Source organism: Streptomyces sp. NPDC058653 (assembly GCF_042716895.1).
Taxonomy (GTDB): Bacteria; Actinomycetota; Actinomycetes; order Streptomycetales; family Streptomycetaceae; genus Streptomyces.
Genome location: NZ_JBHXRM010000045.1, coordinates 1 through 13926 on the forward strand (window position 1 = coordinate 1; position 13926 = coordinate 13926).

The 13926-nt window shown below is 70.0% G+C and carries 13 protein-coding genes; 11 read left to right on the top strand and 2 right to left on the bottom strand.

The window, feature by feature from the left end; translation table 11 throughout:
- The first annotated feature begins 83 nt into the window (after window positions 1–83).
- The 10 genes from ACFWU9_RS29705 to ACFWU9_RS29750 all read left to right on the top strand — a co-directional run bounded on the left by ACFWU9_RS29705 (window position 84) and on the right by ACFWU9_RS29750 (window position 11361).
- Window positions 84–1097 (top strand): ABC transporter permease, encoded by a 1014-nt coding sequence (locus ACFWU9_RS29705; protein ID WP_384323863.1) that lies wholly within the window; start codon window positions 84–86, stop codon window positions 1095–1097.
- The gene (locus ACFWU9_RS29710) at window positions 1094–2227 is read left to right on the top strand and encodes an ABC transporter ATP-binding protein (protein WP_384323865.1); all 1134 of its coding nucleotides are present in this window, start codon (window positions 1094–1096) and stop codon (window positions 2225–2227) included. Before ACFWU9_RS29705 ends, ACFWU9_RS29710 begins: the two co-directional genes overlap by 4 nt.
- 11 nt (window positions 2228–2238) lie before the next feature.
- The gene (locus ACFWU9_RS29715) at window positions 2239–3492 is read left to right on the top strand and encodes an ABC transporter ATP-binding protein (RefSeq protein WP_384323867.1); all 1254 of its coding nucleotides are present in this window, start codon (window positions 2239–2241) and stop codon (window positions 3490–3492) included.
- 299 nt (window positions 3493–3791) lie between these two features.
- Entirely contained in the window at window positions 3792–5462 is a 1671-nt protein-coding gene (locus tag ACFWU9_RS29720; RefSeq protein ID WP_384323869.1) for an ABC transporter substrate-binding protein, read from the top strand.
- Window positions 5463–5547: 85 nt separating this feature from the next.
- Window positions 5548–6552, top strand: coding sequence for an ABC transporter permease (locus ACFWU9_RS29725; protein ID WP_384323871.1), 1005 nt, complete (start codon window positions 5548–5550; stop codon window positions 6550–6552).
- Window positions 6553–6628: 76 nt separating this feature from the next.
- A complete protein-coding gene (locus ACFWU9_RS29730) occupies window positions 6629–7561 on the top strand; it encodes an ABC transporter permease (protein ID WP_384323964.1) in 933 nt (310 codons plus the stop codon).
- 6 nt (window positions 7562–7567) lie between these two features.
- The gene (locus tag ACFWU9_RS29735; RefSeq protein ID WP_384323873.1) at window positions 7568–8605 is read left to right on the top strand and encodes an ABC transporter ATP-binding protein; all 1038 of its coding nucleotides are present in this window, start codon (window positions 7568–7570) and stop codon (window positions 8603–8605) included.
- Window positions 8605–9660, top strand: coding sequence for an ABC transporter ATP-binding protein (locus tag ACFWU9_RS29740; protein WP_384323875.1), 1056 nt, complete (start codon window positions 8605–8607; stop codon window positions 9658–9660). The genes ACFWU9_RS29735 and ACFWU9_RS29740 overlap by 1 nt, the downstream gene beginning before the upstream one ends.
- Before the next feature lie 121 nt (window positions 9661–9781).
- Entirely contained in the window at window positions 9782–10456 is a 675-nt protein-coding gene (locus ACFWU9_RS29745; protein ID WP_384323877.1) for a trimeric intracellular cation channel family protein, read from the top strand.
- Window positions 10457–10494: 38 nt separating this feature from the next.
- The gene (locus tag ACFWU9_RS29750; RefSeq protein ID WP_384323879.1) at window positions 10495–11361 is read left to right on the top strand and encodes a thioesterase family protein; all 867 of its coding nucleotides are present in this window, start codon (window positions 10495–10497) and stop codon (window positions 11359–11361) included.
- 2 nt (window positions 11362–11363) lie between these two features.
- Here the strand turns inward: ACFWU9_RS29750 and ACFWU9_RS29755 are convergent, their stop codons facing one another.
- Window positions 11364–11519: a hypothetical protein gene (locus tag ACFWU9_RS29755; RefSeq protein WP_384323881.1), complete on the bottom strand. Its 156-nt coding sequence runs from the start codon at window positions 11517–11519 to the stop codon at window positions 11364–11366.
- A 52-nt stretch (window positions 11520–11571) separates the two neighbouring features.
- Window positions 11572–12126 (bottom strand): DinB family protein, encoded by a 555-nt coding sequence (locus tag ACFWU9_RS29760; RefSeq protein ID WP_384323883.1) that lies wholly within the window; start codon window positions 12124–12126, stop codon window positions 11572–11574.
- Between the two features lie 176 nt (window positions 12127–12302).
- Between ACFWU9_RS29760 and ACFWU9_RS29765 the strand changes: the two genes are divergently transcribed.
- Window positions 12303–13466 (top strand): cysteine desulfurase family protein, encoded by a 1164-nt coding sequence (locus ACFWU9_RS29765; protein WP_384323884.1) that lies wholly within the window; start codon window positions 12303–12305, stop codon window positions 13464–13466.
- Window positions 13467–13926 lie beyond the last annotated feature (460 nt).

A 13926-nucleotide genomic window follows, 5' to 3' on the forward strand; every position in this document is an offset into this window, starting at 1 on the left:
CCCTAACTCCCTTATCGCCTGTTAAAGCCTGCGGGCGCGCGGGCCGGCACACCCCCGGCCGGCGGACCCGGCGCCGATCGGCTGTGACTGCGTACATCATCCGACGCGTGATCGCCGCGGTAATGCTGTTGCTGGTGGTCAGCGCAGTCACCTTCGCGATCTTCTTCCTTGTTCCACGGCTCGGTGGGCAGACGATCGACCAGCTGGCAGTCCAGTACGTCGGTAAGGACGCCAACCCTGACTCCATCGCCGCCGTCAAGGCGAACCTGGGGCTCGACCAGCCCCTCTACACCCAGTACTTCGACTTCATCAAGGGCATCTTCGTCGGCGCCGAGTACAACTTCGGCCCGGACCCGTCCATCTGCAACGCGCCCTGCTTCGGCTACTCCTTCAAGACGCACGTCGAGGTGTGGCCCGAGCTGATGGACCGGGTGCCGATCACGTTCTCCCTGGCCATCGGTGCCGCGGTGATCTGGCTGCTCTCCGGTGTCGCCATCGGTGTCCTGTCCGCGCTCAAGCGGGGCTCGATCTTCGACCGCTTCGCCATGACGCTGGCCCTGGCCGGTGTCTCGCTGCCGATCTTCTTCACCGGCATGCTCGGTCTGGCCCTCTTCACCGTCCAATGGCCACTGTGGGAGGACGGGGTCAACTACGTCCCGTTCGCCGACAATCCGGCGGACTGGGCCTGGAACCTGGTCATCCCCTGGTGCAGCCTCGCCTTCCTCTACTCCGCCCTGTACGCCAGGCTCACCCGGGCCGGCATGCTGGAAGTGATGGGGGAGGACTACATCCGTACGGCGCGGGCCAAGGGCCTGCGGGAGAGCACGGTCGTCGCCAAGCACGGACTGCGGTCCGCGCTGACGCCCATCGTCACGATCTTCGGCATGGACTTCGGCCTGCTCCTCGGCGGCGCCGTCATCACCGAACAGGTCTTCTCCCTCCAGGGCATGGGCTCGTACGCGATCCAGTCGGTGAAGGACGCCGACCTGCCGATCGTGATGGGCGTGACCCTGTTCGCCGCATTCTTCATCGTCTTCTGCAATCTGCTGGTGGACCTGGTGTACGCCGCCATCGACCCCAGGGTGAGGTACTCGTGAGCGAGGTTTCCAAGGAGCAGTCCGCGGCACGGGTCCCCGGTCCCGCGTCCGCGCCGGGCGAGCCGGTGGTCTCCAGGGCCGAGGGGCCCGCCGGGTCCGGCGAAGCGGGAAAGCCCTTCCTCTCCGTACGTGACCTCCAGATCCACTTCAGCACCGACGACGGTCTGGTGAAGTCGGTCGACGGCGTCAGCTTCGACGTCGAGGCCGGCAAGACCCTCGGCATCGTCGGTGAGTCCGGCTCCGGCAAGTCGGTCACCTCGCTCGGCGTGATGGGCCTGCACCGCTCCGCCAACGCCGCGATATCCGGCGAGGTCTGGCTGGACGGCGAGGAGCTGGTCGGGGCCGACCCCGACCATGTACGGCGGCTGCGCGGCCGGAAGATGGCCATGATCTTCCAGGACCCGCTCTCCGCGATGCACCCGTACTACCGCGTCGGCGCCCAGATCGTGGAGGCGTACCGCGTCCACAACAAGGTCACCAAGAAGGTCGCCCGCGCGCGGGCGGTCGAGATGCTCGACCGCGTCGGCATCCCCGAGCCCCACAAGCGCGTCGACAGCTATCCGCACGAGTTCTCCGGCGGTATGCGCCAGCGCGCCATGATCGCGATGGCCCTGGTCAACAACCCCGAACTGCTCATCGCCGACGAGCCGACGACCGCCCTGGACGTGACCGTCCAGGCGCAGATCCTCGACCTCATCAGGGATCTGCAGAAGGAGTTCGGCTCGGCCGTCATCATGATCACCCATGACCTCGGGGTCGTCGCCGAGATGGCCGACGACCTGCTGGTCATGTACGGCGGCCGGGCCGTCGAGCGTGGACCGGCCGAGAAGGTGTTCTACGAGCCGCAGCACCCCTACACCTGGGGACTGCTCGGCTCGATGCCCCGGATCGACCGTGAGCAGACCGAACGGCTCATCCCCGTCAAGGGCCAGCCGCCGTCGCTCATCAACGTGCCGGGAGGCTGCGCCTTCAACCCGCGCTGCCCGTACGCCGACGTGCCCAAGGACGGCATCACGCGTACGGAGCGCCCCGAGCTGAAGCAGGTCGGCGCCGGGCACCACTCCGCCTGTCATATGACGCAGGAGGAGCGGACCAAGATCTGGACCGAAGAGATTGCGCCGAAGCTGTGAGCGCCGACGCCGTGAGTAACGCAAAGGATGCCGCTGTGGCGGACAGGCCGGAAAAAGACAAGGCGGGGGAGCCTCTGCTGAGGGTGGAGGGGCTGGTCAAGCACTTCCCCGTCAAGAAGGGGCTGCTGCAACGCCAGGTCGGCGCCGTCAAGGCGGTCGACGGGCTGTCCTTCGACGTCCACGCCGGTGAGACGCTCGGCATCGTCGGTGAGTCCGGCTGTGGCAAGTCGACCATGGGCCGGCTGATCACACGGCTGGACGAGCCGACCGACGGGCGTATCGAGTTCCAGGGCCACGACATCACGCACATGTCGGCGGGCAAGATCCGTCCGCTCCGCCGCGACGTGCAGATGATCTTCCAGGACCCGTACTCGTCGCTGAACCCGCGCCATACGATCGGCACGATCGTCGGCGCGCCCTTCAAGCTCCAGAACGTGGAGCCCGAGGGCGGCGTGAAGAAGGAGGTCCAGCGGCTGCTGGGCCTGGTGGGTCTGAGCCCCGAGCACTACAACCGCTACCCGCACGAGTTCTCCGGCGGCCAGCGCCAGCGCATCGGTATCGCGCGGGCCCTGGCGCTGAGCCCGAAGCTGGTCGTGGCCGACGAGCCGGTCTCCGCGCTGGACGTGTCGATCCAGGCCCAGGTGGTGAACCTGCTGGACGACCTCCAGGACGAGCTCGGCCTCACGTACGTGATCATCGCGCACGACCTCTCGGTCATCCGCCATGTCTCGGACCGGATCGCCGTGATGTACCTCGGCAAGATCGTCGAGCTGTCGGACCGCAAGTCGCTGTACGAGCGGCCGATGCACCCGTACACGAAGGCGCTGCTGTCCGCGGTGCCGGTGCCGGACCCGAAGCGGCGCGGGGTCAGGAGCGAGCGCATCCTGCTCAAGGGCGATGTGCCGTCGCCGATCTCGCCGCCGAGCGGCTGCCGGTTCCACACCCGTTGCTGGAAGGCGACGGAGGTGTGCCGGACGGTGGAGCCGCCGCTGGTCCAGCTGGAGCCGGGGCACGAGGCGGCCTGCCACCACCCGGAGAACGCGCCGGACCAGATCCCGGACGACACGACCGTGCTCGCGTCGGCGCGCGAGGCGATCGCGCTCGTGGGCGACGCGGTGGCCGCGGACGCGGCGGCCGGGAAGCCGGCGGCCGATGACGCGGAGGCCGTGAAGCCGGCGGCCGATGACGCGGAGGCCGTGAAGCCGGCCGCCGCCGACACCTCCGAAGGGGCCTCCGGGTCCCCGAAGGGGCTCACCAAGGAGTAGCCCACCCGTCTCTTTACCCCGTACGACACGCACGCCCCTCGTCCCGCACGGTCCACCATGCGGACGGGGGGCTTCTGCGTCGTACGGGAGGTTCACCCGGTTCGCCCGCCCCAACTACGGCTCGCCTGGCAGGACTTGACTGGTTGGCGCGCGATGCCCCGGAGTCCGTCCATTTGTCGACCGTCCGGATCTCAGGTCTGCAACTCCGCATTGCGGCCTGTTCATTCGGGACTTTCTTGAATGTAATCTTCGGCCGTCAAGACCGAGCTCTCGACTCGTCCGGACCCCTGGGGTGGACCATGCGAATATTCAAGTCCCGAGCCGCTGGGGCGATCGTCACGGCCTTGGCCGTCGCGCTGATCGCCACTGGCTGTTCCAGCGAGCGCGACGAGGAAGGTGACTCGGGCGGCGGGAAGGACACCTTCGTCTTCGGCGGCCCCGGTGACCCCGGCTCGCTGGACCCGGCCCTCGCCAGCGACGGCGAGACCTTCCGCGTCACCCGGCAGGCTTTCGAGGCGCTGCTGAAGCACGAGTCGGGCGGCAGCGAGCTGGCCCCGGCCCTCGCCGAGAAGTGGTCGAGCAACGCGGCCGGCACGGTCTGGACGTTCAACCTCCGTAAGGACGTGACGTTCCACGACGGCGAGAAGTTCGACGCCGCGGCCGTGTGCGCCAATTACGACCACTGGTTCAACTGGAAGGGCACGTACCAGTCCAGCGCGGTCTCCTACTACTGGCAGACCGTCATGGGCGGCTTCGCGGCCAACGAGGACCCCGAGACGCCGAAGGCGAACTACAAGTCCTGCACCGCCAAGGACGACAGCACCGCCGTCATCGAGGTCAACGAGCCCTCCGCGAACCTGCCCGGCGGCTTCTCCCTCCAGGCGCTGGCGATCCACTCGCCGAAGGCCCTTCAGGAGTACACGAAGCAGGACGCGACCGCCAAGGGCGACGCCATCACGTACCCCAAGTACAGCCAGGTGGCGGGGACGGTCGCCGGCACCGGACCGTACAAGATCACCGAGTGGAACAAGGGCAACAAGGAAGTCTCGCTGGAGCGTAACGACGACTACTGGGGCTCCAAGGCGAAGATCAAGAATCTCGTCTTCCGTACCATCGACACCGAGGACGGCCGTCGCCAGGCCCTCCAGGCCGGTGACATCGACGGCTACGACCTGGTCGCGCCCGCCGATGTGAAGACGCTGGAGAGCGACGGCTTCCAGGTCCCCACGCGTGACGTCTTCAACATCTTCTACGTCGGCATGAGCCAGGAGAAGAACAAGGCGCTGCGGAAGCCCGAGGTCCGCCAGGCCATCGCGCACGCCATCGACCGGGAGAACCTGGTCAAGACCCAGCTGCCCGCGGGCGGCGTCGCGGCGACGCAGTTCATGCCCGACACGGTCGCCGGCTACTCGGACGCGGTGCGGAAGTACCCCTTCGACACCGCCAAGGCCAAGCAGCTTCTCGCGGGGGCCGACGAGAGCGCGCTGAAGATCGAGTTCTGCTACCCGACCGAGGTCACCCGCCCGTACATGCCCGCCCCGCAGGACATGTTCGAGCTGATGAAGGCCGACCTGGAGAAGGCCGGGATCACCGTCACCCCCAAGCCCATGAAGTGGGCGCCGGACTACATCGACGCCACCGAGGCCGGCGGCTGCGCACTGCACATGCTGGGCTGGACCGGTGACTTCAACGACGGCTACAACTTCATCGGCACCTGGTTCGCCGAGTACGACAAGCAGTGGGGCTTCAAGGACAAGGGCGTCTTCGACGCGCTGAGGGCCGCGTCGCTCGAGACGGACGTGACCAAGCGCACGGAGCTCTACAAGACGGCGAACGAGACGGTCATGGCGTATCTGCCGGGCGTGCCGATCTCCTCGTCGCCCCCGGCGATCGCCTTCGCGGCCGACGTCAATCCGCCGAAGGTCTCCCCGCTGACGCAGGAGAACTTCGCGGAGACGTCCTTCAAGTAACAGCACCAGTGCGGGTCCGCCCGGCCGGCGGAGCACGGAAACCCCGCCGGGCGGACCCGACCTACGTCTGAAAGGGGCACGCGGGGTGCTGAGACTCGTCGCACGACGACTGCTGCAGCTGATACCCACCCTGCTCGGTCTGTCGGTTCTGCTCTTCCTCTGGCTGAACCGGCTGCCCGGCGGACCCGCGTCGGCGATCCTGGGCGAGAGGGCGACCGAGGCCGAAGTGGCGCGCATCAACCGGGCGCTGGGGCTCGACGAGCCGGTGTGGGTCCAGTACGGACGGTTCATCAAGCGGATCCTCCAGCTCGACCTCGGCACCTCCACCCAGACCGGCCGACCGGTGTGGGAGGAGTTCACCCTGCGCTTCCCGGCGACCGTCGAACTCAGCGTCGCCGCCATGGCCCTCGCGATCGTCGTCGGCGTCCCGCTCGGCTACTTCGCCGCCCGGCGGCGCGGCAGCTGGCTCGATGTCACGGCCGTGTCCGGCTCACTGCTCGGCATCTGCATCCCGGTCTTCTTCCTCGCCCTGCTCCTCAAGGGGCTCTTCGCCGTCAACCTCGGGATCTTCCCGAGCTACGGCCGGCTGTCGACCGGTATCGACGCGACGAAGGTCACCGGATTCGCCGTGCTGGACGGGCTGTTGACCGGTGAGTTCGACGCCTCGTGGGACGCGATCATGCATCTGGTGCTGCCCGCGGTCGCGCTCGCCTCCATCCCGCTCGCCGTCATCGTGCGCATGACCCGGGCCAGCGTGCTCGAAGTGCTGGGGGAGGACTACGTACGGACGGCGGAGTCCAAGGGCCTGGACAAGCGGGTCGTACGCGCCCGCCACGTCCTGCGCAACGCGCTGCTGCCGGTGATCACGGCGGTGGGTCTGCTGACGGGAAGCCTGCTCTCCGGCGCGGTCCTCACCGAGTCGGTCTTCACCTTCGGCGGGATCGGGTCGTTCATCCGTACGTCGATCGACGCCCGTGACTATCCCGTGCTCGTCGGCTTCATCCTCTTCATCGCGCTGGTGTACGTCCTGATCAATCTGCTGGTCGACGTGGCGTACAGCCTCATCGACCCGAGAGTGCGGGTGCACTGACGTGAACGCGACCCCCGACAGTTCCCCGAGCAGCACCCCGGACACCTCCCCGAAGCCGACGAGCAGGGCCGACAGGATCGACCGGCTCGCGCGGCTCACCGAGCGGACCGAGACCACCTCGGGCGCCGGACTGTGGCGCGAGGCGTTCCGGCGGCTGCGCACCAGCAAGACGGCGGTCATCGGCGGAGTGGTGATCGGCCTGTTCGTGCTGATCGCGATCGTCGGCCCCTGGCTCGCCCCGTACAGCCCCACGGCCCAGGAGTGGCGCGGCGAGGTCTTCCCCAACCAGGGACGCTTCGTCGGACCGCGCGGCGAGAACTGGTTCGGTCTCGACCACCTCGGCCGTGACGAGTTCTCCCGGATGCTCGTCGGCGCCCGGCAGACCCTGCTCGTCGGCGTCGTGTCGATGCTCATCGGGCTGGTGGCCGGCGCGGTCATCGGCGCCGTGTCGGGCGCGGCGGCGACGCTCGGCGGGGAGCCGGGCAAGCGCGTGGACACCGTCATCATGCGCGTCACCGACATCATGCTGGCGCTGCCCTCGCTGCTGCTCGCCGTCTCCGTGGCGGCCGTGCTGGGCCAGTCGCTGACCACGGTGATGATCGCGGTGGGCGTGGTCCAAGTGCCGGTGTTCGCACGGCTGTTGCGCGGCTCGATGCTCGCGCAGGGCAGTTCGGACTATGTGCTGGCCGCGAAGGCGGTGGGCATCCGCAAACGCCGTATCGTCCTCACCCAGATCATGCCGAACTCGCTCAGCCCCGTGATCGTCCAGGCGACGCTCAGCCTCGCCACCGCGATCATCGAGGCCGCCGCCCTGTCCTATCTGGGCCTCGGCAATCCGGACCCCGCGATCCCCGAGTGGGGCGTGATGCTGTCGCAGGCACAGCGGTTCTTCGACAACGCGCCGATGATGTCGGTGTATCCGGCGGTCGGGATCATCGTCACCGCTCTCGGCTTCACCCTGCTCGGTGAGGCGATGCGGGAAGCCCTCGACCCGAAGCTGCGAGGCTGAAGTCCCATGTCGCTACTGTCGGTTGACGCCCTGTCGGTCACGTTCGCGGGGCACGGTACGGGTCGGGGCAAGGGCCGGGGTACGGGTGGCGCCGGAGGCCCCCGCGACACGAGGGCCGTCGACGGTGTCTCCTTCGACGTCGACGAGGGCCAGGTCGTGGGCCTGGTGGGCGAGTCGGGCTGCGGCAAGTCCGTGACGGCGCTCGCCCTGATGGGTCTGCTCCCGCGCAAGGGGGTGAGCGTCGGCGGGCGCGCGGAGTTCGACGGGGCGGACCTGCTCTCCATGGGTGAGAGGAAGATCCGTGACCTGCGCGGCAGTCAGATCGCGATGATCTTCCAGGACCCGCTCTCCTCGCTCAACCCGGTCGTCCCCATCGGTGTCCAGGTCACCGAGGTCCTGAGCCGCCACCGGGGGCTGAAGGGCGAGCCGGCCCGCAAGGAGGCCGCCTCACTGCTCGACCGGGTGGGAATCCCCGACCCGGACCGGCGGCTGAAGGAGTACCCGCACCAGCTCTCCGGCGGGATGCGGCAGCGCGCGCTCATCGCGATGGCCGTCGCCTGCGCGCCGCGCCTGCTGATCGCCGACGAGCCGACGACGGCGCTCGACGTCACCATCCAGGCCCAGATCCTCGAACTCCTCAAGGAGCTGGTGGACCAGCAGGGCACGGCGCTCCTGATGATCACTCATGACCTGGGCGTCGTCGCCGGGTTGTGCGACCAGGTCAATGTGCTCTACGCGGGGCGCGCGGTGGAGACGGCGGGCCGCCGCGAACTGTTCAGGCATCCGACCCATCCGTACGCGCACGGGCTGCTCGGTTCCATCCCGCGCCTCGACGCCCCGCGCGGCGATCCGCTCAGACCGATCCGCGGATCGATCAACGACAAGATAGCGTGGGCCGACGGCTGCGCGTTCGCGCCCCGGTGCGACTTCTACACGATGGAGTGTCTGACGGGCACACCGGAACTCACCGAACCACGCGCCCGGGGCCACCAGGTGCGCTGTGTCAATCCCGTCCTCCCGACGGACGCGGCGGAGGTCTCCTGATGAGTCTGCTCGAACTGGACGGTGTGAAGGTCCACTTCCCCGTCAGGAAGGGCGTCTTCTTCGACCGTACCGTCGGCCACGTCTACGCCGTCGACGGTGTCTCGCTGAAGGTCGAGGCGGGACAGACGTACGGCCTGGTCGGCGAGTCCGGCTGCGGCAAGACCACCCTCGGCCGCGCCGTCCTGCGCCTGGTCGACATCACCGAGGGCGAGGTCGTCTTCGACGGTACGGATCTGGCGAAGCTGCCCGGCGAGGAGATGCGGAAGATCCGGCACCGTCTCCAGATGGTCTTCCAGGACCCGCTGGGCAGCCTGAACCCCCGCCAGAACATCGAGTCGATCCTCTCCGAGGGCATGGCCGCGCACGGCATCGGCGCGGACCAGGAGGAACGCCGCGAGCGGATCAAGAAGATCCTCGCGGAGGTGGGCCTGCCGACCAACGCGCTCTCCCGCTACCCGCACGAGTTCTCCGGCGGTCAGCGCCAGCGCATCGGCATCGCGCGGGCGCTCGTCCTCGATCCGGACGTGATCATCTGCGACGAGCCGGTCTCCGCGCTCGACGTCTCCATCCAGGCACAGGTGATCAACCTCCTTGAGGAGCTCCAGGAGTCCAAGGGGCTGACGTATCTCGTCATCGCCCACGACCTGGCCGTCGTCCGGCACATCTCGGACGTCATCGGCGTGATGTATCTGGGCTCGCTGGTGGAGGAGGCGCCGAGCGACGCGCTGTACGCGGCGCCGAGGCACCCGTACACGAAGGCGCTGATGTCGGCCGTGCCCGTGCCCGACCCGGACGTGGAGGACCGCCGCGAACGCATCCTGCTCCACGGCGACCTGCCGTCGCCGGCGGCCCCGCCGGCGGGGTGCCGGTTCCATACGCGCTGCCCGTGGAAGCAGGAGACGCGGTGCGCGACGGAGCGGCCGGAGCTGACGGTGGTGGGGGACGGGCACCGGGTGGCGTGCCACTTCGCGGCGGAGATCGAGGCGGGGACGGTGGGACGGACGAGGGCGACGGGGATCGCGGCGGTGACGGAGACGGAGCCGGAGACGGTGTGAGCGGGGTGCCAGGGACGGAGACGGCCCGAGCCGGGGGCTGAGGCGGGAGGGCCCGGGCCGGTCCTGGCTCTGCTCCGCACGCTCCTGACCTGGTGCTCCGCCCTCGGTGTACAACTGTCGGGTGTTCGAGGAACTGTTCAACCCCTCCGTCCAGCACTCGCTCGATCTCGCCGGGATCTTCGTCTTCGCGATATCCGGCGCACTGCTGGCCGTCCGCAAGAACTTCGACGTCTTCGGCATAGCCGTGCTCGCCGAGGTCACCGGGCTGGGCGGCGGTCTGCTCCGGGACCTGATCATCGGAGCCGTACCGCCCGCCGCCTTCACCGACCTCGGCTACTTCACCATGCCGCTGGTCGCCACGGTCCTGGTCTTCTTCCTGCACCCGCACGTCGAACGCATCCAGGGCGCGGTGAACGTCTTCGACGCGGCCGGGCTCGGGCTGTTCTGTGTGACGGGCACCGTGAAGGCGTACGAGCACGGGCTCGGCCTCACCGCGTCCGCCGCGCTCGGTCTCGCCACGGCGGCGGGCGGCGGCGTCCTGCGCGACGTCCTCGCCAACGAGGTCCCGTCCCTGCTGCGCTGGGACCGCGACCTGTACGCGGTGCCCGCGATCGTCGGCGCCACGATGGTGGTGGTCTTCATCCGGCTCGACGCGCTGAACGGGCCGACGAGCGGCCTCGCGGTCGTCACCGCGTTCACGCTGCGACTGCTGGCGACGCGCTTCCACTGGCGGGCCCCGCGCGCGTACAACCGCCGCTCGACGGCCGCCGAGGAGCGGTCGGAACCGAACATCTAAGCTACCGCTCAGTAAGGCGGTGTTGTACCGTTCTGGTCATGTCACAGGCAGCGCAGACCATCAGCGCGGGCAGCGAATTCGACCGCGACACCTCCGTCTCCCTTCGCGCACCGGGCGTCTACGACGCCGACCTCTCCGAGGGCTGGGCGATCCTCTCCGCCGTCAACGGCGGCTATCTGCTGGCGATCGTGGCCCGTGCCCTGCGTGACGCGCTGCCGCACCCCGATCCGTTCACGGTCACCGCCCACTATCTGACCCCGTCCAGGCCCGGTCCCGCGGTCGTCCGTACGGAGCCGGTGCGGAGCGGCCGGAGCCTGGCCACCGGACAGGCGTCGCTCTTCCAGTACGAGGCGGACGGCACCGAGGTCGAACGCGTACGGGTCATCGCCGCGTACGGCTCGCTGGACTCGCTCGGCGACGACGTCCGCACCCTGGTCAAGCCGCCCGCGCTGCCTCCCTCCGAGCGGTGCCTCGGTACGGAGGACGGGCCCGCCGCCTTTCCGGGCGACTCGGACTTCTCGCGTCGGGTGACGGTCAGGCTGGACCCGGCGACCGCGGGCTGGGCGATCGGCGCCCCGTCCGGCAAGGGCGAGATGCGCGGCTGGTTCACGCTGGCCGACGGCCGCGAGCCGGACCCGCTCTCGCTGCTGCTCACGGTGGACGCCTTCCCGCCGACCGCCTTCGAGCTCGGGCTCAAGGGCTGGACCCCGACCGTCGAACTGACCACGCACATCCGCTGCCGCCCCGCGCCGGGGCCGCTGAGAGTCTTCGCGACCACGCGGAACCTGGCCGGCGGCTATCTGGAGGAGGACGTGGACGTCTGGGACAGCGCGGACCGCCTGGTGGCCCAGGCCCGCCAACTGGCCAGGGCACCCCGGGAGCCCAGGGTGCCGGGGGCGCGTTAGCGTCACCGGGCCGGACCGGCCCCTTCCGTCGGACGGAGCAAGTCGGCCAGGGCCGGGGGCAGTTCGGCCGGCGCGGGGTGCCGCCGCGTGCCGCGCAGCAGCAGGAGAACGTCCCACCTGACGTCACCGATCGCGCTGCCGAGGGTCCATCCACGCATACGGGCCGGGCTGGTTGCGGGGTCCGGCAACGGCCGGGACCGGCAGGCGCCGTCACACCCCGCGCGCGCCGTCGGTCCTCTCGCGGAGCAGATCGGCGTGGCCGTTGTGCCGGGCGTACTCCTCGATCATGTGGACCAGCACCCAGCGCAGCGACACCGTTCCGCGCCACCCGTCCTCGCCCACGACGTCGAGGCTCGGCGCCGCCGCCACGAACCGGTCCGCGAAGGCCACCTCCTCGCGCCAGGCCGCCCAGGCTGCGGCGACCACGTCCGGGTCGGGGACGGCGCCGTCGAAGTCGCCGTCCGGGGCGGCCTCGGAGGAGAAGCGGAGCGGCGCGTCCTGCCCGGCGAGGACGGCGCGGAACCAGCGGCGCTCCACGTCGGCCAGGTGGCGCACCAGGCCGAGCAGCGAGAGCGTGGAGGGCGGTACGGCGCGCCGCGACAGCCCCGGGCCCGCCAGGCCCGCGCACTTGACCTCCAGCGTCGCCCGCTGCGCGGCGAGGAAGTCGCCGAGCATCGCGCGCTCGCCGCCGGTGGTACGGGTGTCGAACCGGCGGTCGGGTCCGGCGGTGACGAACATCTCGGCTCTTCTGCTGCGACCCGTCATGGCGTCCATCATTCCGGAGGCGGTTTCCGTATCGCGCGGGGTCCCCACCTGCCCGGGGGCGCGACACCCGGGGCCGGGGCCGGCACCCCTCGGCGACGCGACCGCACCGCGACGCCCCGTCCGATGCCCGCCCTCGGCGACCGGCACCCACCGCGGCTCGTAGAATCGTCGACACCATGGCTTATCTCGACCACGCCGCGACCACCCCGATGCTTCCCGAGGCGATCGAGGCGATGACCGCCCGGTTCGCCGACGTCGGCAACGCGTCCTCGTTGCATGCCGCCGGGCGGCGGGCCCGGCGTACCGTCGAGGAGGCCCGCGAAGAGCTCGCCGACGCCCTCGGCGCCCGGCCCAGCGAGGTCGTCTTCACCTCGGGCGGCACGGAGGCCGACAACCTCGCGGTGAAGGGCCTCTACTGGTCCCGCCGCGACGCCGATCCGGCCAGGACACGCGTACTCGCCAGCCCCGTTGAGCACCACGCCGTCCTCGACGCCGTCGACTGGCTCGGCGAGCACGAGGGCGCGAACGTCGAGTATCTGGCGGTCGACGGATACGGCAGGGTGTCGCCCGAGACCCTGCGCGCGGCCATCGAACGCGACCCCGACGACGTGGCCCTCGCCACCGTCATGTGGGCGAACAACGAGATCGGCACCATCCTCCCCGTACGCGAACTCGCCGAGGTCGCCGCCGAGTTCGGCGTTCCGCTGCACTCGGACGCCGTCCAGGCGTTCGGCCAGACCGAGGTCGACTTCGGGGCGTCCGGGCTCGCCGCGATGACCGTCACCGGCCACAAGATCGGCGGCCCCTACGGCGTCGGCGCGCTGCTCCTCGGCCGCGAGTACACCCCCGTGCCCGTTCTGCACGGCGGCGGCCAGGAACGCCATGTGCGCTCGGGCACCCTCGACGTCCCCGCCGTCGCGGCGTTCGCGGTCGCCGGGCGGCTCGCCGCCGAGAGGCGCGGCGAGTTCGCGCGCGACATCGGCGCCCTGCGCGACGAGTTGATCGCCTCCGTACGGAAGGCGGTGCCGGACGCGATCCTCGGCGGAGACCCGGTCGACCGCCTGCCCGCCAACGCCCACTTCAGCTTTCCGGGGTGCGAGGGCGACTCGCTGCTCCTGCTGCTGGACGCGCAGGGCATCGAGTGCTCGACCGGCTCGGCCTGTACGGCGGGGGTCGCCCAGCCCAGCCACGTACTGCTGGCGACGGGCACCGACCCCGAACTGGCGCGCGGCACGCTCCGGTTCTCCCTCGGTCACACCTCTACGGAGGCCGACGTCAAGGCGGTCGCCACGGCGATCGGCCCGGCGGTGCGGCGGGCGCGGAACGCGGGGCTGAGCTAGGTCGCCGTCCGGCGCGCGCTCTTGGGTGCGGGTTGCTGGGTTGCCCGGTTGCGGTTGTCTGCCGACGGGCGGGGTTCGGGGTCTCCGGAGGGGTATGTCCGGACGGCGTGATTTACGGCGCGTGCGGGGCTCGTTGGTCCCGCTGTGGCGTTCTTGTTCACGCGCCACAAATCAGCCTGAGTGTCCGAACACACCCCTCCTGCGACCCCGCCCCCCTCCGGCTGTCGCGTGGCGCTGTTCAAGCTCCTCCGGCCCGCGCGGGGAAGGGGGACGCGCAGGGGTCGTGTCCGGACACTCAGGCTGATTTGTGCCGCGTGGACAACCCGGTCTCTTCGGGTCCAACGAGGGGTGCACGCGGCGTAAATCACGCCGTCCGGGCATGACCCCGGAGCGGCACCCGGCAACCACCGCGACCACCCCCAGCCCGGCCGGCGCTTGAGGCCGACCCCGGCCAGGCACG

Bases quoted from the DNA above. Each gene is read 5' to 3' on its own strand.
- ACFWU9_RS29720 (WP_384323869.1), top strand. From the start codon at position 3,792: ATGCGAATATTCAAGTCCCGAGCCGCTGGGGCGATCGTCACGGCCTTG.
- ACFWU9_RS29735 (WP_384323873.1), top strand. From the start codon at position 7,568: ATGTCGCTACTGTCGGTTGACGCCCTGTCGGTCACGTTCGCGGGGCAC.
- ACFWU9_RS29740 (WP_384323875.1), top strand. From the start codon at position 8,605: ATGAGTCTGCTCGAACTGGACGGTGTGAAGGTCCACTTCCCCGTCAGG.
- ACFWU9_RS29750 (WP_384323879.1), top strand. From the start codon at position 10,495: ATGTCACAGGCAGCGCAGACCATCAGCGCGGGCAGCGAATTCGACCGC.
- ACFWU9_RS29755 (WP_384323881.1), bottom strand. From the start codon at position 11,519: ATGCGTGGATGGACCCTCGGCAGCGCGATCGGTGACGTCAGGTGGGAC.
- ACFWU9_RS29760 (WP_384323883.1), bottom strand. From the start codon at position 12,126: ATGACGGGTCGCAGCAGAAGAGCCGAGATGTTCGTCACCGCCGGACCC.
- ACFWU9_RS29765 (WP_384323884.1), top strand. From the start codon at position 12,303: ATGGCTTATCTCGACCACGCCGCGACCACCCCGATGCTTCCCGAGGCG.